Here is a 17,098-nt window from a genome sequence, read left to right as displayed (position 1 = left end):
TTCTTTGCCTGTCGATTACCTTACGTCGGCGAGCGGGGTCAGCGGGGTGAGGGTCTTCTCCTGTCGGGCGGTCGGGATGTGCGGCCGGGGCTGGAGGCCGAAGGTGGTGAAGGCGGTGCGGCCGGGCAGGGGGTAAGGCTCCTTGCCGGTGAGGGTGTTGAGGATGGTGGCGCTGCGCCAGGCGGCGAGGCCGAGGTCGGGGGCGCCGACGCCGTGGGTGTGCAGTTCGGCGTTCTGGACGTAGACGTGGCAGCCGGCGGCGGTGACGGACGGGTCGAGGATCATCCGGAACCGGTCGTCGACGCGGGGGCGCTCGCGGTTGTCTCGTCGCATGTACGGGTCGAGGCCGGCGAGGACGCGGTCGAGGGGGCGTTCGTGGTAGCCGGTGGCGAGGACGACGGCGTCGGTGGTGAGGCGGGAGCGGGTGCCCTGTTCGAGGTGTTCGAGGTGGAGTTCGACCTTGGTGGTGGCGAGGCGGCCGGCGGTGCGGACGTGGACGCCGGGGGTGAGGACGGCGTCGGGCCAGCCGCCGTCGAGGGTGCGGCGGTACAGCTCGTCGTGGATGGCGGCGATGGTGTCGGCGCCGATGCCCTTGTGGAGCTGCCACTGGGCGGCGACGAGGCGGTCGCGGGTCGGTTCGGCGAGGGCGTGGAAGTAGCGGCTGTAGTCCGGTGTGAAGTGTTCGAGGCCGAGCTTGGAGTACTCCATGGGCGCGAACGCCTCCGTGCGTCCCAGCCAGTGCAGTTTCTCCCGGCCCGTGGGCCGGTGCCGCAGCAGATCGAGGAAGACCTCGGCTCCGGACTGTCCCGCGCCGATGACGGTGACGTGTCCGGCGGCGAGGAGACGGTCGCGTTCGGCGAGGTAGTCCGCGGCGTGGACGACGGGCACGCCGGCCGCCTCGACGAGTGGCTTGAGGGGTTCGGGTACGTACGGTTCGGTGCCGACGCCGAGGACGATGTTCCGGGCGTAGGTACGGCCGAGTGCCGCGACGTCTCCGTCGCCGTCGAGTTCGCTGAAGTCGACCTCGAACAGGTCGCGTTCGGGGTTCCAGCGCACCGAGTCGACCTGGTGGCCGAACCGTAGTCCGGGGAGGTTCTCGGCGACCCAGCGGCAGTAGGCGTCGTACTCGGCGCGCTGGATGTGGAAGCGCTCGGCGAAGTAGAACGGGTAGAGCCGGTCGCGGGTCCTGAGGTGGTTCAGGAAGGACCAGGGGCTCGTCGGGTCGGCGAGTGTCACCAGGTCGGCGAGGAAGGGGACCTGGACGGTGGCGCCCTCGATGAGCAGCCCGGGGTGCCAGTCGAAGGTGGGGCGTTGTTCGTAGAACACGGCGTCGAGTTCGGCGAGGGGGTGGGCGAGGGCGGCGAGGGAGAGGTTGGCGGGTCCGATGCCGACGCCGACGAGGTCGCGGGGGGCCTCGGGTTCGTGCTGTTCCTGGGGTGGGGGCGTGCTCATGTGGGGGTGTGTCCTTCTGCGAGTTCTACGAGCTTCAGCAGGGCGGCGAGGTCGCCGGGCCGGGTGTGGGGGTTGAGCAGGGTGGCCTTGAGCCAGAGGCGGCCGTCGAGTACGGCGCGGCCTATGACGGCCCGGCCGTCGTGGAGGAGCCGGCGGCGGACGGCGGCGACGGTGTCGTCGGATGCTCCGGCGGGCCGGAAGAGGACCGTGCTGATGGTGGGCCGGTCGTGGAGTTCGAAGCCGGGGTGTGCTTCGACGGTGGCGGCGAACTCCTGGGCGAGTGCGCAGACCTGGTCGACGAGTGCGCCGAGTCCGGTGCGGCCCAGGGTCTTGAGGGTGACGGCGATCTTGAGGATGTCGGGTCGTCGGGTGGTCCGCAGGGACCGGCCGAGGAGGTCGGGCAGTCCGGCCTCGGTGTCGTCGTCCGCGTTGAGGTAGTCCGCGCGGTGGTCGAGGACGGTGAGGTCGGGGGCGTCGCGTACGGCGAGGAGTCCGGCGGCGACGGGCTGCCAGCCGAGTTTGTGCAGGTCCAGGGTGACGGTGTGGGCGCGGGCGAGGCCGTCGAGGCGGGCCCGGTGCCGGTCGCTGAGGAGGAGGCCGCCGCCGTAGGCCGCGTCGATGTGGAGGCGGGCGCCGTGGGCCGCGCACAGGTCGGCGATCTCGGGCAGTGGGTCGATGAGTCCGGCGTCGGTGGTGCCTGCGGTGGCGGCGACGAGGAGGGGCCCTTGGAGGTGGGTGAGGGCGTCGTCCAGGGCGGCGGGGTCGAGGGTGCCGGCGGGGGTCGGGACGACGACGGGGTCGGGGAGGCCGAGGAGCCAGGCGGCGCGGGGGAGGGAGTGGTGGGCGTTGGCTCCGCAGATGAGCCGTACTCCGGGGTGTGTTTCCCTGGCCAGGAGGACGGCGAGGTGGTTGGACTCGGTGCCGCCGGTGGTGACCAGCGCGTCGGCGGCGCCGATCTCGCCTGCCAGGGCCTGGGTCACCAGGGCTTCGAGGGCGGAGGCGGCCGGGGCCTGGTCCCAGGAGTCGAGGGACGGGTTCAGTACGGAGACGGCGAGGTCGGCGGCGGCTGCCACGGCCAGGGGCGGGGTGTGGAGGTGGGCCGCGCACAGGGGGTCGGCCGGGTCGGCGGTGCCTGCCGCGAGGGCCCGGACGAGCCGCTGGAGGGCGTCCGGCTCGCCTTCGACGGGGAGCGCCTCCCCGAGTGTGTCCCGCACCATGGCCGCGACCGCTTCCGGGCCGCCGGCGGGGAGGGGGCCGCCCCGGTCCTCGGCCCCCGCGCGCAACGCGTCGAGCACGGTGTCGAGCAACGGCCGGAGCGCGCCGGGACCTTGGGGTCCCGAGGCGAGGGGTGCGGCGGTCATGGATTCCTCCGGGGCACGGGGAATCCCATCTTGTACGCCAATCGGGTGCTGAGCCCGAAAAAGCCGTTAATTACAACCAAAAGAGGGTACGGCGCTCCGCTCGGGGGCGCCGTACCTCAGCGCATGTCGTCCGGGCGCGGGCCGTCCGTGGCTTGTCGCGCAGTTCCCCGCGCCCTTTGGGGCGCGCTACACCTCTCTCACCTTCAAAGCCCGCGCGAGGTCGTCCAGCTGATCGACGAGCTTTCGCCGCAGCGCCGGAATCAGCTCGCCGTCCTGAAGGCACCGTTCCCCGAGCCCCAGCGTCTGCGGATCCACCGCGTACACCGGGAACGCCCACCGCCCCGCGGCTTCCGCGATCGCCGGTCCTCGCCGGGCGGCCAGTGCCACCGAGTCGGCCCAGTAGCGCTCGACGTACTCCTGGAGGAGTTCCGCCTGTTCGGGCTGCCAGAACCCCTGGGCGGTGGCGGTGAACAGGTAGTTGGAGAGGTCGTCGGTGGTGAACATGGCCTCCCAGGCGGCCTGCTTGGCCTCCGGTTCGGGCAGTGCGGCGCGGCAGCGGGCGGCGCCCTCCTGGCCGCTGGCGCTGGGGTCCCGTTCCAGTTCCGCGGCGATCCCGGCGGCGTCGATCGCGCCGAGGACGGCGAGGCGGCCGAGGACGCGCCAGCGCAGTTCGGGGTCGAGCTCGGGCCCGCCGGGGACCGTGCCGTCGGCGAGCCAGGCGGCGATGGCCTCGGGGTGGGCGGCGACGTCGATGAAGTGGCGTACGGCGGTGAGGCGCAGGCCGGGGTTGTCGCCGTCCTCGGTGCGGCGGATGAGGTCGCGGCACAGGGAGCCGAGGGTGGCGAGGCCGGCGGCGCGCTGTTCGGGGGCGAGGAAGCGGTCGGCGACCTGGGTGGTGGCGAAGGCGAGGACGCCTTGGACGACGGCGAGGTCGGTCTCGCGCGGGAGGTGGGTGCGGGCGGCTTCCAGGTAGGCGGTGGGCGGGAGTTCGGCGTCGCGTACGGCGTCGCGCAGGGCGTTCCAGACGACGGCGCGGGTGAGCGGGTCGGGGAGGCCCGAGAGGTGGCCGGTGACGGCGGTGAAGGATTCGGGGTCGAAGCGGACCTTGGCGTAGGTGAGGTCGCCGTCGTTGAGGAGGAGGAGTGCGGGGCGTTTGCCGATGGGCTGCTCGGCGGTCTGCGGGATGTCGAGTTCGACGCGGCCGCGGAGGGTGAGGTGGCCCTGGTCGTCGCCGGGGTCGCGGTCGTAGATGCCGACGGCGATGTGGTGGGGGCGGCTGCCGGTGTGGTCGACGGTGAGGGTGTGGGTGCCGTCGGCGGCGCGGCCGAGCTTGGGGGTGAGGGTGTCGACGCCGGTGGTGCGCAGCCAGGTGTCGGCCCAGGCGTGGACGTCGCGTTCGGTGGCGCCGGCGAGGTTGTCGATGAAGTCGGCGAGGGTGGCGTTGCCGAAGCGGTGGCGGGTGAAGTGGGCGTTGATGCCGGCGAGGAAGTCCTTCTCGCCGAGCCAGGCGACGAGTTGGCGCAGGGCGGAGGCGCCCTTGGCGTAGGAGATGCCGTCGAAGTTGAGGAGGGCGGCGGCGGTGTCGTCGACGTTCTCGGGGGCGACGGGGTGGGTGGAGGGGCGCTGGTCGGCGTCGTAGCCCCAGGCCTTGCGGGCGATGCCGAAGTCGACCCAGGTGTCGGTGAAGCGCGTCGCCTCGGTGAGGGTCTGGTAGCCCATGTACTCGGCGAACGACTCGTTCAGCCAGATGTCGTCCCACCACCTGAGGGTGACGAGGTCGCCGAACCACATGTGGGCCATCTCGTGGGCGATGACCATGGCGCGGGTCTGGCGTTCGGTGTCGGTGACGGCGGAGCGGTAGATGAACTCGTCGCGGAAGGTGACGAGGCCGGGGTTCTCCATGGCGCCGGCGTTGAACTCGGGGACGAAGGCCTGGTCGTAGGAGTCGAAGGGGTACGGCTCCTCGAACTTCTCGTGGTAGCGGTCGTAGAGGGCGCGGGTGATGTCGAGGATCTCGTCGGCGTCGGTGTCGAGGTGGGGGGCGAGCGAGCGGCGGCAGTGGATGCCGAAGGGCAGGCCGTGGTGTTCGGTGCGCACGGAGTGCCAGGGGCCGGCGGCGACGGCGACGAGGTAGGTGGAGATCAGGGGGGTGGTGGCGGCCCGCCAGGTGCCGTCGTCGTGTCGTTCGGTGACGCCGTTGGCGAGGACGGTCCAGGCTTCGGGGGCGGTGACGGTGAGGTCGAAGACGGCCTTGAGGTCGGGTTGGTCGAAGGCGGCGAAGACGCGTTGGACGTCGTCCATGAAGAGCTGGGTGTAGACGTAGGTCTCGTCGTCGGTGGGGTCGGTGAAGCGGTGCATGCCCTCGCCGGTGCGGGAGTAGCGCATGGCGGCGTCGACGCGCAGTTCGTGGGTGCCCGGGGTGAGGCCCTTGAGGGGGAGGCGGTTGCCGTCGAGGGTCTCGGGGTCGAGGGGTTCTCCGTCGAGGGTGACGGAGCGCAGTTCGGCGGGCTTGACCTCGACGAAGGTGTCCGCGGCCTTCTTCTTCCCCCGTACGGTGAAGTGGATGACGGTACGGGAGTCGAAGGTCTCGTCGCCGCGCGTGAGGTCGAGGGCGATCTCGTAGCGGTGGACGTCGAGGAGCCGAGCACGGGCATGCGCTTCGTCGCGCGTCAGTACGGACATGAGGGACATGCTGCCTGATGCCTTTGGCACAGGACAGGGGCGGGCCTGGTACGCGACCTTTGTCCGGTCGCGTGCGCCGTGTGTCCGGCCGCATGCGGCCTATGCCGGGTCTTTCGCGCGCCTGGGCTGCGCGGGGACGCGCCCTTCGTTCTCGTGGCTGCCGTCGCCGTCGGCCTTGAGTTCCTCGTGGTCCTTGAGGCGGGCGCGCAGGTCGCGGACTTCGCGTTCGAGGGCGTGGGTGCGTGCGTGGGCGTCGTAGAGGTAGCGGACCTTGGTGCGCAGGGCCCAGGGGTCGATGGGTTTCATGACGAGGTCGGCGACGCCGAGGCGGAAGGCGGCGGAGGTGAGTTCGGCGTCGGGGCCGAAGCCGGTGAGGAGGATGACGGGGATGTGCTGGGTCTGTTCGACGCCGCGCATGTAGTGGACGACGTCGAGGCCGCTGACGCCGGGCATGCGGACGTCGAGGAGGAGCAGGCCGATCTGGCCGCGGAGGACTTCCTTGAGTGCCGCGTCGCCGCTGGTGGCGCGGGTGAGGCGGTAGCCGAGCGGGGCCAGGGCGCTTTCCAGGGCGTACAGCGTGTCCTCATGGTCGTCGACGATGAGGATCTTGGCTTCCGACGGCATGGCCTCTCACCGCGTGTAGTCGTTTCCTGACGAGGAGTGCTCACGCAGGATGCCCGTTGGAGGGCGTGATGTCACTCCCCTGCGTCTGGTGCTGTGCCGGTCGTGGCGTGCAGGGCGTCCTCCGCGATGCGTTCGTGGTGCCGGATGACCTCGGCGATGATGAAGTTCAGCAGCTTCTCGGCGAACGCCGGGTCCAGCTTGGCACTTTCGGCGAGTCCACGCAGCCGGTTGATCTGTTGTGCCTCGCGGCCCAGGTCGGCGGCGGGCAGTTGGTGCGCGGCCTTGAGGTGGCCGACCCGCTGGGTGCACTTGAAGCGTTCGGCGAGCATGTGGACGACGGCGGCGTCGATGTTGTCGATGCTGTCCCGCAGCCGGGTGAGTTCGGCCCGGACGTCCGGGTCGACGGCGTCGGCCCGCTCGTTCGTGTTCGTGTTCGCCGCGTCGGTGTTGCTGGTGGTCATGGTCGTCACCCTACGACGCCCCGGTTCGCCGCCCGCACCGGCTTAGAGTGGAACGTATCGAGGCGTCTTTGGGGGTGCGGACGTGGCGAACGGCGGACCTGTCGAGCACGGCTACCCGCACCTGGACACCGTGCGGGCGTCGATCACCGCGCTGTACAAGCGGCTCTCGTACGACACGATCCAGACCTTCGCCACCAGTGTGGCCCCTGTCGACGTGGCGTTCTGCGACACCGACGATCTGCATCTCGGTGCGCAGCGGGTGGCCCGGGAGCTGTTGCGGCACTATCGGCTGCCGGATGCCCGGATGATCGTCGGGTTCCGGGAGATGACGCAGGCGGCGAACGTCGAGCTGGCGGCGGGGCCCGAGTACTTCGTCGAGCTCAACGACCGTTTCCGTACGCACCGCCGGGACATCGGGGCGGCCCTCGCGCACGAGGTCATGCATGTCTATCTGCACCGGCTCGGGCTGTCCTTCCCGGGCACGCGGGACAACGAGATCCTCACGGACACGGCGGCGACGTATCTGGGGGCGGGGTGGCTGCTGCTGGACGCGTACCGGGAGGACGCCGCGTCGTCGCAGAAGCTGGGGTATCTGACGCCGGAGGAGTTCGGGTATGTGCTGGCCAAGCGGGCGCAGCTGTTCGGGGAGGATCCGTCGGTGTGGTTCACCAGCGCTCAGGCGTACTCGGCGTACGTGGAGGGTCGGGGGCGGGCTCTGCGGGACGGGCGGCAGCCGCCGCTGACGGCGGCGGGGTGGGCGGGGCGGCGGCGGTACGCGCGGGATCGGCGCCAGGCGCGGGACCTGCGGTCGGCTTCGCCGGGGGTGGGGGTGCCGTATGTGTTCACGCCTGAGGGGCGGGGGGTCGGGCCGTTGCGGGTGTCGTTTCCCTGTCCGACGTGTCATCAGCGGATTCGGGTGCCGGTGCGGGGGCGGGTGCGGGCTCGGTGTGGGTTGTGTCGGACGGTTTTGGAGTGCGACACGTAGTTCTTTTGGGGGCGCGGGAGGGGTGGGTGGGCCGGGAGGGGGTGGGGGGCGCGGGAGGGGGTGGTTGGGTCGGTGGGTCGGCGGGTGCGGGTGCGTGGGGGCTTGTCGCGCAGTTCCCCGCGCCCCTGAAGAGTGGGGGTGGGCGTTGCGGCGACAAGTGGCCGTGGTTCCACGCGTCCCTGAAGACTCGGGGTGGGCGTTGCTGTGACGAGTGGCCGTGGTTCCACGCGCCGCTGGGGGCAGCGGCCCCGGTGGCTAGGTGCCGTACACCGGGTGTGGGCGGGCTGCCTCTGCCAGGAGTTTCCGTACGGCCTCCCCTGCCTCCGTCGGCTCCCAGCGTGCCCCTTTGTCCGTGCTGGGGCCCGGGTGCCAGCCCTCCATGACGGTGATGCGGCCGCCCTCCGTCTCGAAGACCCGGCCGGTGACGCCCTCGCTCGCGGGGGAGCCCAGCCACACCACCAGCGGGGAGACGTTCTCCGGGGCCATCGTGTCGAAGCCGGTGCCGGGGGCGGTCATGGTCTCGGCGAAGGTGTTCTCGGTCATCCTGGTGCGGGCGGCGGGGGCGATGGCGTTGACCTGGACGCCGTAGCGGGCGAGTTCGGCGGCGGCGACGAGGGTGAGGCCGACGATGCCGGCCTTGGCGGCGCTGTAGTTGCCCTGGCCGAGCGAGCCGAGCAGGCCCGCGCCGCTGCTGGTGTTGACGATGCGCGCGGCCGGGGTGCGGCCCGCCTTGGTCTCGGCGCGCCAGTGGGCGGCGGCGTGTTTCAGGGGGAGGAAGTGGCCCTTGAGGTGGACGCTCAGGACGGCGTCCCAGTCGTCCTCGTCGAGGTTGACGAGCATGCGGTCGCGGAGGAAGCCGGCGTTGTTGACGAGGGTGTCGAGTCGGCCGTAGGTGTCCAGGGCGGTGCGGACGAGGGAGGCGGCGCCGGCGCTCGTGGCGATGTCCCCGCCGTGTGCGACCGCGTCCCCGCCCCCGGCGCGGATCTCCTCGACGACCCGGGCCGCCGGGCTGTCGGGGCCCGGTGTGCCGTCGAGCCCCACGCCGAGGTCGTTGACGACCACGCGGGCGCCCTCGGCGGCGTACGCCAGCGCGTGCGCGCGCCCGAGGCCGCGGCCCGCGCCGGTCACAACGACGACGCACCCCTCGCAGAGCCGATGTGTGCCCCTTGTCGTGCCGGTCGACGTGGTGTTCATCGTGTTTCTCCTTCGTCGGTGACGGCCGTCGACGCCTCCAGGAAGGCCGGGCGTTCGCCGCCGCCGTGGAGGTGGAGGGAGGCGCCGGTGATGTAGGCGGCCGTGTCGGAGGCGAGGAAGACGGCGGCGGCGCCGATGTCGGACGGGGCGGCGAGGCGGCCCAGGGGGACGGTGCGGGCGACGGCGGCGATGCCGTGGTCGTCGCCGTAGTGGAGGTGGGAGAGCTCCGTGTGGACCATGCCGAGGACGAGGGTGTTGACCCGTATCTCCGGGGCCCACTCCACGGCCATGGAGCGCGCGAGGTGTTCGAGGCCGGCCTTGGCCGCGCCGTACGCCGCAGAGCCGGGTGAGGGGCGGCTGCCGCTCACGCTGCCGATCATGACGATCGAGCCCCGGGCGCGCCGGAGGTGTGCGTGGGCGGCGAGGGAGACGGTCAGCGGGGCGGTGAGGTTGAGTTCGATGACGCGGGCGTGGCGGCGGGCGTCGGTCCCGGTGAGCGGGCGGTAGGGCGTACCGCCGGCGTTGTTCACGAGGACGTCCACGCGGGGCAGTTCGGCGAAGAAGCGGTGCACGGCGTCGGGGTCCCGGACATCGAGGGGTATGAACTCGGCTCCTTTGAGGGGTACTTCGGGTGGGCGGCGGGCGCAGGTCACGACCTCGGCGCCGGCTTCGGCGAAGGCCCGGGCGATACCGGCGCCGACGCCGCGTGTGCCGCCGGTGACGACGGCGACCTTCCCGTTGAGCGGCATCCGCTGCTACCTTCCCCCCAAGAGACCGTACCTAACAAACGTTAGGTGGAAGGTAGCTGATGCTCCGATGGGTGTCTCCACCTCGTCCCCGGAAAAGGGGATTTCCGTCGTCACGATCGATTTCCCGCCCGTCAACGCGCTGCCGGTGCGCGGCTGGTTCGAGCTGGCCGACGCCGTGCGCGGAGCGGGCCGTGATCCCGGGGTCCGGTGTGTGGTGCTGGCGGCGGAGGGGCGCGGGTTCAACGCCGGGGTGGACATCAAGGAGATCCAGGCGGCGGGGCGGAGCGCGCTGATCGGCGCCAACCACGGCTGCGCGGAGGCCTTCGCCGCCGTGTACGAGTGCGAGGTGCCGGTGGTCGCCGCCGTACAGGGGTTCTGTCTGGGCGGCGGGATCGGGCTGGCGGGCAACGCCGACGCGATCGTGGCGAGCCAGGACGCGACCTTCGGGCTGCCGGAGCTGGACCGGGGCGCGCTGGGCGCGGCGACGCATCTGGCCCGGCTGGTGCCACAGCATCTGATGCGCGCGCTGTACTACACCTCGCGTACGGCGACCGCCGACGAGCTGCGGGCGCACGGCTCGGTGTGGCGGGTCGTACCGCGTGCCGAACTGCCCGCCGCCGCACTGGAGTTGGCGCGGGAGATCGCCGCGAAGGACGGCCGGCTGCTGCGACTGGCGAAGGCCGCCATCAACGGCATCGACCCCGTCGACGTCCGCCGCAGCTACCGCTTCGAGCAGGGCTTCACCTTCGAGGCGAACCTCAGCGGGGTGGCCGACGAGGTCCGCGACACCTTCGGGAGGGCGGGGAAGGCCGGGGCGGTCGGATCACTCGGGACGGCCGGGGCCGTCGGGGCGGCCAAGAAAGCGGGGCCCCGTGGGCGGGCCGAGGGAAGCGCCGCGGAAGAGGAAGAGAGGGCACCGGGTGAGTGACAAGACGATGACCGCCGACGAGGCCGTCTCGCGGCTGGCGAGCGGGATGACCCTCGGTATCGGCGGCTGGGGCTCGCGCCGCAAGCCGATGGCCCTGGTGAGAGCACTGCTCCGGTCCGAGATCACCGATCTCACCGTCGTCTCGTACGGCGGCCCGGACGTCGGCATGCTCGCCGCCGCCGGACGCGTCCGGAAGCTGGTCGCCGCCTTCGCCACCCTCGACTCCATCCCCCTCGAACCCCACTTCCGGGCGGCGCGCGAGCGGGGCGCGTTCGAGCTGATGGAGGTCGACGAGGCGATGTTCATGTGGGGGTTGCGGGCCGCCGCGCACCGGCTGCCCTTCCTGCCGGTACGGGCGGGCATCGGCTCGGACGTGATGCGCGTCAACCCCGGGCTGCGGACGGTCACCTCGCCGTACGACGACGGGGAGACCTTCGTCGCCATGCCCGCGCTGCGCCTGGACGCCGCGTTCGTGCACGTCAACCGGGCCGACCGGCAGGGCAACGGCCAGTATCTGGGCCCCGACCCGTACTTCGACGACCTGTTCTGCGAGGCCGCCGACTCGGCGTACGTGTCGTGCGAACGACTCGTGGACACCGCCGAGTTGACGAAGGAGGGACCGCCCCAGTCGCTGCTGGTCGGACGCCATGTGGTGACGGGCGTGATCGAGGCCCCGAACGGCGCGCACTTCACCTCCTGCGCCCCCGACTACGGCCGGGACGAGGCCTTTCAGAAGGCGTACGCGGGCATGCCGTGGGAGGAGTTCGCCGACCGGTTCCTGGCGGGCGACGAGGTCGCCTACCGGGCGGCCGTGCGGGCCTGGCAGAGGGAGGACTCGTGACGACGGGGCTCGGGGAAGAGACGGGAAGGGAGGGCTCATGAGCGGCGGAGCGACCCGCGCCGAGTACTGCGTGATCGCCTGCGCCGAGGCCTGGCGCGGCGCCGGCGAGATCCTCGCCAGCCCCATGGGCCTCGTCCCCTCGCTGGGCGCGCGCCTCGCCAAGCGGACCTTCGCGCCGGACCTGCTGCTGACCGACGGCGAGGCGCTGCTCGTCGGCCTCGACGGCACCGTCGAGGGATGGCTGCCCTACCGGCGGCATCTGGCCCTGGTCACCGGCGGCCGACGGCACGTGATGATGGGCGCGAGCCAGATCGACCGGTACGGCAACCAGAACATCTCCTGCGTCGGCGACTGGGCGAAGCCGAGGCGACAACTGCTCGGGGTGCGGGGCGCCCCGGTCAACACCCTGAACAACCCGACCAGTTACTGGGTCCCCCGGCACTCCCGGCGGGTCTTCGTGGAGAAGGTCGACATGGTGTGCGGGGTCGGCTACGACCGAGTGGCCGAGCATCCGGCCGCCGCCCGCTTCCACCACCTCCCGCGGGTCGTGTCCGACCTCGGGGTGTTCGACTTCGCGACGCCCGACCATGCGATGCGGCTGGCCTCGCTGCACCCGGGCGTCACGGTCGAGCAGGTCGCCGAGGCCACCGGCTTCGCCCTCGCCGTCCCGGACGAGGTGCCGTACACCCGTGAACCGACCGACGCGGAGCTGCGGCTGATCCGCGAGGTGATCGACCCGGAGAACATACGCGCACGGGAAGTCCGAGGCTGATGGAGACCGGACCGCCGGAAACCGGACCCCCGCAGACCGAACCGCCGGAGACCGGACCGCTGGAGGCTGCACCGCTGGACACCGGACCGATGGAGACCGCTCTCACCCGGCTCGTCGGTGTCCGCCATCCGATCGTGCAGACCGGTATGGGCTGGGTGGCCGGCCCCCGGCTGGTCTCCGCCACGGCGAACGCGGGGGCGCTCGGCATCCTGGCCTCCGCGACGATGACACCCGGCCAACTCCGGGACGCCGTACGGGAGGTGAGGTCCCGTACGGACGGCGCGCCCTTCGGGGTCAATCTGCGGGCCGACGCGGGGGACGCGCGGGAGCGGGTGCGGATCATCGTCGAGGAGGGCGTCCGGGTGGCGTCGTTCGCGCTCGCGCCGTCGAGGGAGCTGATCGCCGAGCTCAAGGACGCCGGCGTGGTCGTGATCCCGTCCGTCGGTGCCCGGCGGCACGCCGAGAAGGTGGCGGCGTGGGGTGCGGACGCGGTGGTCGTCCAGGGCGGCGAGGGTGGCGGGCACACCGGCGAGGTGGCGACGACCGTGCTGCTGCCGCAGGTCGTGGACGCCGTCGACATCCCCGTCGTCGCCGCCGGCGGCTTCCACGACGGGCGCGGTCTGGTGGCCGCACTGGCGTTCGGGGCGGCCGGGGTCGCGATGGGCACCCGGTTCCTGCTCACCTCGGACTCGACGGTGCCCGACGCGGTGAAGGCCCGCTATCTGGCGGCGACGGTCAAGGACGTCACCGTCACCAGGGCCGTGGACGGGCTGCCGCACCGGATGCTCCGGACGGAGTTCGTGAGCGCGCTGGAGGCGTCCGGCCGCACGCGCGCCCTGGCGCACGCCGTACGGCACGCGGCCGGGTTCCGGCGGCTGTCCGGGCTCACCTGGCGCCGTATGGTCCGCGACGGCCTCGCGCTGCGGCACGGCAAGGACCTCACCTGGAGCCAGGTCCTGCTCGCCGCCAACACGCCCATGCTGCTCAGGTCCGCGATGGTGGACGGCCGTACGGACCTGGGGGTGATGGCGGCCGGCCAGGTCGCCGGGGTGATCGACGACCTGCCGTCGTGCGCGGAGCTGGTGGAACGGATCATGAAGGAGGCGGAGGAGGTGCGCGAGCGTCTCGGCGGCGCCTGAGGCTCAGCGCCCGGTGGCTGTTCCAGCCGTCCGGTGGCTGTCACAGCCGCCCGCCGGCCGTCACAGCCGCTCGATGATCGTCACGTTCGCCTGCCCGCCCCCCTCGCACATCGTCTGGAGCCCGAACCGGCCGCCCGTGCGCTCCAGTTCGTGCAGGAGGGTCGTCATGAGCTTGGCGCCGGTGGCGCCCAGGGGGTGGCCGAGGGCGATCGCGCCGCCGTTGACGTTGACCTTCTCCGGGTCGGCGCCCGTCTCCTTCAGCCAGGCCAGGACGACCGGTGCGAAGGCCTCGTTGATCTCGACGAGGTCGATGGCGTCGAGGGTGAGGCCGGTCTTCTTCAGGGCGTACGCGGTCGCGGGGATCGGCGCGGTGAGCATCCGGATGGGGTCCTCACCGCGTACGGAGAGGTGGTGCACGCGGGCGCGCGGGGTGAGCCCGTGCTCCCGTACCGCCCGTTCGGAGGCGAGGAGGAGCGCGGCGGCGCCGTCGGAGACCTGGGAGGAGCAGGCGGCGGTGACGGTGCCGCCGTCGATGACCGGCTTCAGGGCGGCCATCTTCTCCAGGGAGGTGTCCCGGCGCGGCCCCTCGTCGACGGTCACGTCCCCGTACGGCACGGTCTCGCGCGCGAAGCGGCCCTCGTCCACGGCCCGTACCGCCCGCTGGTGGGAGCGCAGGGCGTACTCCTCCTGGTCGCGGCGGCCGATGCCCCACTTGGCGGCGATCATCTCGGCGCCGGCGAACTGGTTCACCGGCCGGTCCCCGTACCGTGCCCGCCACCCCTCGCTGCCCGCGAAGGGCCCCTCCGTGAGCCCGAGGGGTACGGCGGCCTGGCGGGAGGCGAAGGCTATGGGGATCATCGTCATGTTCTGGACGCCGCCCGCGACCACCAGGTCCTGGGTGCCGGAGAGCACGGCCTGGGCGGCGAAGTGCACGGCCTGCTGCGAGGAGCCGCACTGCCGGTCGACGGTCGTGCCCGGTACCTCCTCGGGCAGGCCGGCGGCCAGCCAGCTGGTCCGCGCGATGTCACCGGCCTGCGGTCCGACGGTGTCCAGACAGCCGAAGACGACGTCCTCCACGGCCGCCGGGTCCACGCCCGCGCGTGCGACGAGCGCTGTGAGGGCGTGCGCGCCGAGGTCGGCCGGATGGACCCGGCCGAGCCCTCCCCCGCGCCGCCCGACGGGCGTACGGACCGCTTCGACGATGTAGGCCTCGGCCATGGCAACTCCCCTGACGTCGACGACTGTTCACGTACGGCGCTTCACGTGCGGCACTTCATCTGTGGCTCTTCACCTGCGGCTCTTCGCGTACGGCGATCCCGTCCAGGACCATCGACAGGTACTGCCGGGCGATCTCCTCCGGGCCGAGCTGTCCGCCGGGCCGGTACCAGGACGCGGCGACCCACACGGTGTCGCGCACGAACCGGTAGGTGAGCCTGGTGTCCAGGTCGGCCCGGAACTCCTCGGCGGCGACCCCGCGCTCCAGCGTGGACAGCCACGCCTTCTCGAACTTGCGCTGCGACCCGTCGAGGAACGCGAACCGGTCCTGGAGGATCAGCTGTTTCGCCTCGCCCTGGTAGATCGCGACGGCGGCGCGGTGCCGGTCGATCGCCCGGAACGACTCGGTGACCAGGGCCTCGAAGGTTTCCCTGGGGCCCAGCTCGGCGTCCAGGACGGCGTCGTACCCGTCCCAGAGTTCGTCGAGGAAGGTCCGCAGGATCTCCTCCAGCATCGCGTCCTTGGACTCGAAGTAGTAGTAGAGGCTGCCCGCCAGCATGCCCACGTCGTCCGCGATCCGGCGCACGGTGGTGGCGTTGTAGCCCAGCTCGGCGAAGACGTCGGCGGCCTTGTCGAGGAGTTCACGACGACGGGCGGGCGCGGCGGCGGTCGCCTGGGGCTTCTTCTTGGTCGGCACGCTGTTCATTGTCCTCACGGGTGCTGGTTGCTGACGGACACGACCTCGCCCGTCATGTACGAGGAGTAGCCGGACGCCAGGAACACGATCACGTTGGCCACCTCCCACGGCTCGGCGTACCGCCCGAAGGCCTCGCGCGCGGTGAGTTCCTCCAGCAGTTCGGGCGTCGTGACCTTGGCGAGGTGGGGATGCATGGCGAGGCTCGGCGACACGGCGTTGATCCGCACCCCGTACTCGGCCGCCTCGATCGCCGCGCACCTGGTCAGGGCCATCACGCCGGCCTTCGCCGCGGCGTAGTGCGCCTGCCCGGGCTGGGCGCGCCAGCCGACGACGGAGGCGTTGTTGACGATCACGCCGCCGTCGCCGCTGTCCCGCATCAGCCGCAGAGCCTCCCGGGTGCAGCGGAACGTGCCGTTCAGTGTCACGTCCAGCACCTTCGACCACTGTGCGTCGGTCATGTCGACGAGGTTCGCCGTGCCGCCGAGGCCCGCGTTGTTGACGACGATGTCGAGCCGGCCGTGCAGCCGGACGGCCGCCTCGAAGAGCGCCCGCACCTGGTCCTCGTCGGTCACGTCGCACGGCACCGCCCGGACGGCCTCCGCCCCGAACTCGCCGGCCAGCTCGGTCCTGCACTCCTTGAGTCTGCGCGTGTGGGCGTCGCTGATGAGCACGCGCGCGCCCTCCTCCAGGAAGCGTCGCGCGGTGGCTCCGCCGATGCCCGCGCCGGCCGCCGCGGTGATCACGGCGGTGCGGCCGCCGAGCAGCGCGTGCCCGGGGACATAGGCCGGACCCTCGACGTTCTTCATACCGGCAAGCTAACCTACCAAACACTTGTTAGGGAAGGAGTGCGCCCGTGGACCTCACCCACTCCCCCGCCGACGAGGCCTTCCGCGCCGAGGCCCGCGCCTGGCTGCGCGCCCATGTCCCGCCCGAGCCTCTTCCCTCCCTGGAGACGGAGGAGGGCTTCGCCGCCCACCGCGTCTGGGAGGCCGAACTGTCCGCCGACCGCTGGTCGGTGGTGGACTGGCCGGCCGCGTACGGCGGCCGCGACGCGGGCCTGCTGCGCCGGCTGGTCTTCGAGGAGGAGTACTACGCGGCGGGCGCCCCGGGGCGCGTCGGCCAGAACGGCATCAGCCTCCTCGCCCCCACCCTCTTCGACCACGGCACGCCCGAGCAGCGCGCCCGCGTAATGCCCCCGATGGCCTCCGGTGAGGTGGTCTGGGCCCAGGCCTGGTCGGAGCCCGAGGCCGGGTCCGACCTCGCCTCGCTGACCTCCAGAGCCGTGCGCACGGACGGGGGCTGGCTGCTGACCGGCCAGAAGACCTGGTCGTCGCGTGCCGCGTTCGCGGACCGGGCGTTCGGCCTGTTCCGCAGCGAGCCGGGCACCCCGAAGCCCCACCAGGGCCTGACGTATCTGATGTTCGACCTGCGCGCACCGGGTGTGACGGTCCGCCCGATCGGCCGCCTCGACGGCAGGCCCGCCTTCGCCGAACTCTTCCTCGACGACGTGTTCGTCCCGGACGAGGACGTCATCGGCGAGCCCGGCCAGGGCTGGCGTATCGCCATGTCCACCGCCGGCAACGAACGCGGTCTGACGCTCCGCCCCCCTGGCCGTTTCCTGGCCTCCGCGCACCGGCTGTTCGACCTCTGGCACGCCGAGGGAAGCCCGGCGTCCGCGCACGACCGCGTGGCCGACGCGCTGATCGGCGCCCGCGCCTACCAGCTCTTCACCTACGCGGCCGCCTCCCGCTTCCTGGACGGCGCGCCGGTCGGCCCCGAATCCAGTCTGAACAAGGTGTTCTGGTCCGAGTACGACATCGCCCTGCACGAAACGGCCCTCGAACTGCTCGGCGACGAAGGCGAGTTGGCGGACACCGACTGGTCCGAGGGCTATGTCTTCTCCCTCGCCGGCCCGGTCTACGCAGGCACCAACGAGATCCAGCGCGACATCATCGCCGAGCGCCTCCTCGGCCTGCCGAAGGGCCGCCGCTGATGCGT

Annotated in this window: 16 protein-coding genes; 6 read left to right on the top strand and 10 right to left on the bottom strand. The window is 72.0% G+C overall.

All coding sequences use genetic code 11. The features are described 5' to 3' along the window. Positions 1 to 15 precede the first annotated feature (15 nt). The 5 genes from ABT147_RS39585 to ABT147_RS39565 form a co-directional block, all read right to left on the bottom strand. A complete protein-coding gene (locus ABT147_RS39585; protein ID WP_351415682.1) occupies positions 16 to 1,452 on the bottom strand; it encodes a lysine N(6)-hydroxylase/L-ornithine N(5)-oxygenase family protein in 1,437 nt (478 codons plus the stop codon). Further along, positions 1,449 to 2,813, bottom strand: coding sequence for a pyridoxal phosphate-dependent decarboxylase family protein (locus ABT147_RS39580; RefSeq protein WP_351415680.1), 1,365 nt, complete (start codon positions 2,811 to 2,813; stop codon positions 1,449 to 1,451). The genes ABT147_RS39585 and ABT147_RS39580 overlap by 4 nt, the downstream gene beginning before the upstream one ends. Positions 2,814 to 2,999: 186 nt before the next feature. Further along, positions 3,000 to 5,504: an aminopeptidase N gene (gene pepN, locus ABT147_RS39575; protein WP_351415678.1), complete on the bottom strand. Its 2,505-nt coding sequence runs from the start codon at positions 5,502 to 5,504 to the stop codon at positions 3,000 to 3,002. 90 nt (positions 5,505 to 5,594) lie between these two features. Continuing rightward, the gene (locus ABT147_RS39570; RefSeq protein ID WP_351415676.1) at positions 5,595 to 6,119 is read right to left on the bottom strand and encodes a response regulator; all 525 of its coding nucleotides are present in this window, start codon (positions 6,117 to 6,119) and stop codon (positions 5,595 to 5,597) included. A gap of 71 nt (positions 6,120 to 6,190) precedes the next feature. Further along, on the bottom strand, positions 6,191 to 6,580 hold the full coding sequence (locus tag ABT147_RS39565) for a chorismate mutase (RefSeq protein WP_351415673.1): 390 nt from the start codon (positions 6,578 to 6,580) through the stop codon (positions 6,191 to 6,193). A gap of 82 nt (positions 6,581 to 6,662) precedes the next feature. On the opposite strand from ABT147_RS39565, the gene ABT147_RS39560 reads away from it, so the two are divergent. Further along, positions 6,663 to 7,565, top strand: a complete 903-nt coding sequence (locus ABT147_RS39560) for a hypothetical protein (protein ID WP_351415671.1) — start codon at positions 6,663 to 6,665, stop codon at positions 7,563 to 7,565. Positions 7,566 to 7,820: 255 nt separating this feature from the next. Here the strand turns inward: ABT147_RS39560 and ABT147_RS39555 are convergent, their stop codons facing one another. Beyond that, the gene (locus tag ABT147_RS39555; RefSeq protein WP_351415669.1) at positions 7,821 to 8,759 is read right to left on the bottom strand and encodes an SDR family oxidoreductase; all 939 of its coding nucleotides are present in this window, start codon (positions 8,757 to 8,759) and stop codon (positions 7,821 to 7,823) included. Next, positions 8,756 to 9,508: an SDR family oxidoreductase gene (locus tag ABT147_RS39550; protein WP_351415666.1), complete on the bottom strand. Its 753-nt coding sequence runs from the start codon at positions 9,506 to 9,508 to the stop codon at positions 8,756 to 8,758. Before ABT147_RS39550 ends, ABT147_RS39555 begins: the two co-directional genes overlap by 4 nt. 67 nt (positions 9,509 to 9,575) lie before the next feature. On the opposite strand from ABT147_RS39550, the gene ABT147_RS39545 reads away from it, so the two are divergent. The 4 genes from ABT147_RS39545 to ABT147_RS39530 all read left to right on the top strand — a co-directional run bounded on the left by ABT147_RS39545 (position 9,576) and on the right by ABT147_RS39530 (position 13,188). Continuing rightward, positions 9,576 to 10,436, top strand: coding sequence for an enoyl-CoA hydratase family protein (locus tag ABT147_RS39545; RefSeq protein ID WP_351415664.1), 861 nt, complete (start codon positions 9,576 to 9,578; stop codon positions 10,434 to 10,436). After that, positions 10,429 to 11,277 carry a CoA transferase subunit A gene (locus ABT147_RS39540; protein WP_351415661.1) on the top strand — a complete coding sequence of 283 codons (849 nt, stop codon included), beginning with the start codon at positions 10,429 to 10,431 and terminating at the stop codon, positions 11,275 to 11,277. The genes ABT147_RS39545 and ABT147_RS39540 overlap by 8 nt, the downstream gene beginning before the upstream one ends. A 37-nt stretch (positions 11,278 to 11,314) precedes the next feature. Continuing rightward, entirely contained in the window at positions 11,315 to 12,049 is a 735-nt protein-coding gene (locus ABT147_RS39535; protein ID WP_351415659.1) for a CoA-transferase subunit beta, read from the top strand. Positions 12,050 to 12,138: 89 nt separating this feature from the next. Further along, complete coding sequence (locus ABT147_RS39530) at positions 12,139 to 13,188, top strand: NAD(P)H-dependent flavin oxidoreductase (protein WP_351415724.1); 1,050 nt, start codon at positions 12,139 to 12,141, stop codon at positions 13,186 to 13,188. A 60-nt stretch (positions 13,189 to 13,248) separates the two neighbouring features. Here ABT147_RS39530 and ABT147_RS39525 read toward each other — a convergent pair whose 3' ends face one another. From ABT147_RS39525 to ABT147_RS39515, 3 genes are read right to left on the bottom strand one after another with little or no spacing between them, the layout of a single operon-like run. Beyond that, positions 13,249 to 14,406: an acetyl-CoA C-acetyltransferase gene (locus ABT147_RS39525; RefSeq protein ID WP_351415656.1), complete on the bottom strand. Its 1,158-nt coding sequence runs from the start codon at positions 14,404 to 14,406 to the stop codon at positions 13,249 to 13,251. Between the two features lie 55 nt (positions 14,407 to 14,461). Next, complete coding sequence (locus tag ABT147_RS39520) at positions 14,462 to 15,100, bottom strand: TetR/AcrR family transcriptional regulator (RefSeq protein WP_351415654.1); 639 nt, start codon at positions 15,098 to 15,100, stop codon at positions 14,462 to 14,464. A 14-nt stretch (positions 15,101 to 15,114) separates the two neighbouring features. Continuing rightward, entirely contained in the window at positions 15,115 to 15,906 is a 792-nt protein-coding gene (locus ABT147_RS39515; protein ID WP_351415652.1) for an SDR family oxidoreductase, read from the bottom strand. Positions 15,907 to 15,953: 47 nt separating this feature from the next. Here ABT147_RS39515 and ABT147_RS39510 point away from each other — a divergent pair, with 47 nt between their 5' ends. Beyond that, entirely contained in the window at positions 15,954 to 17,093 is a 1,140-nt protein-coding gene (locus tag ABT147_RS39510; RefSeq protein ID WP_351415650.1) for an acyl-CoA dehydrogenase family protein, read from the top strand. The last annotated feature ends 5 nt before the right edge of the window (positions 17,094 to 17,098 follow it).

Source organism: Streptomyces sp. NPDC001868, from assembly GCF_040297125.1.
Taxonomy (GTDB): Bacteria; Actinomycetota; Actinomycetes; order Streptomycetales; family Streptomycetaceae; genus Streptomyces.
Note: the sequence above shows the minus strand (reverse complement) of the source record. Positions and strands in the feature narration are given on the sequence as shown.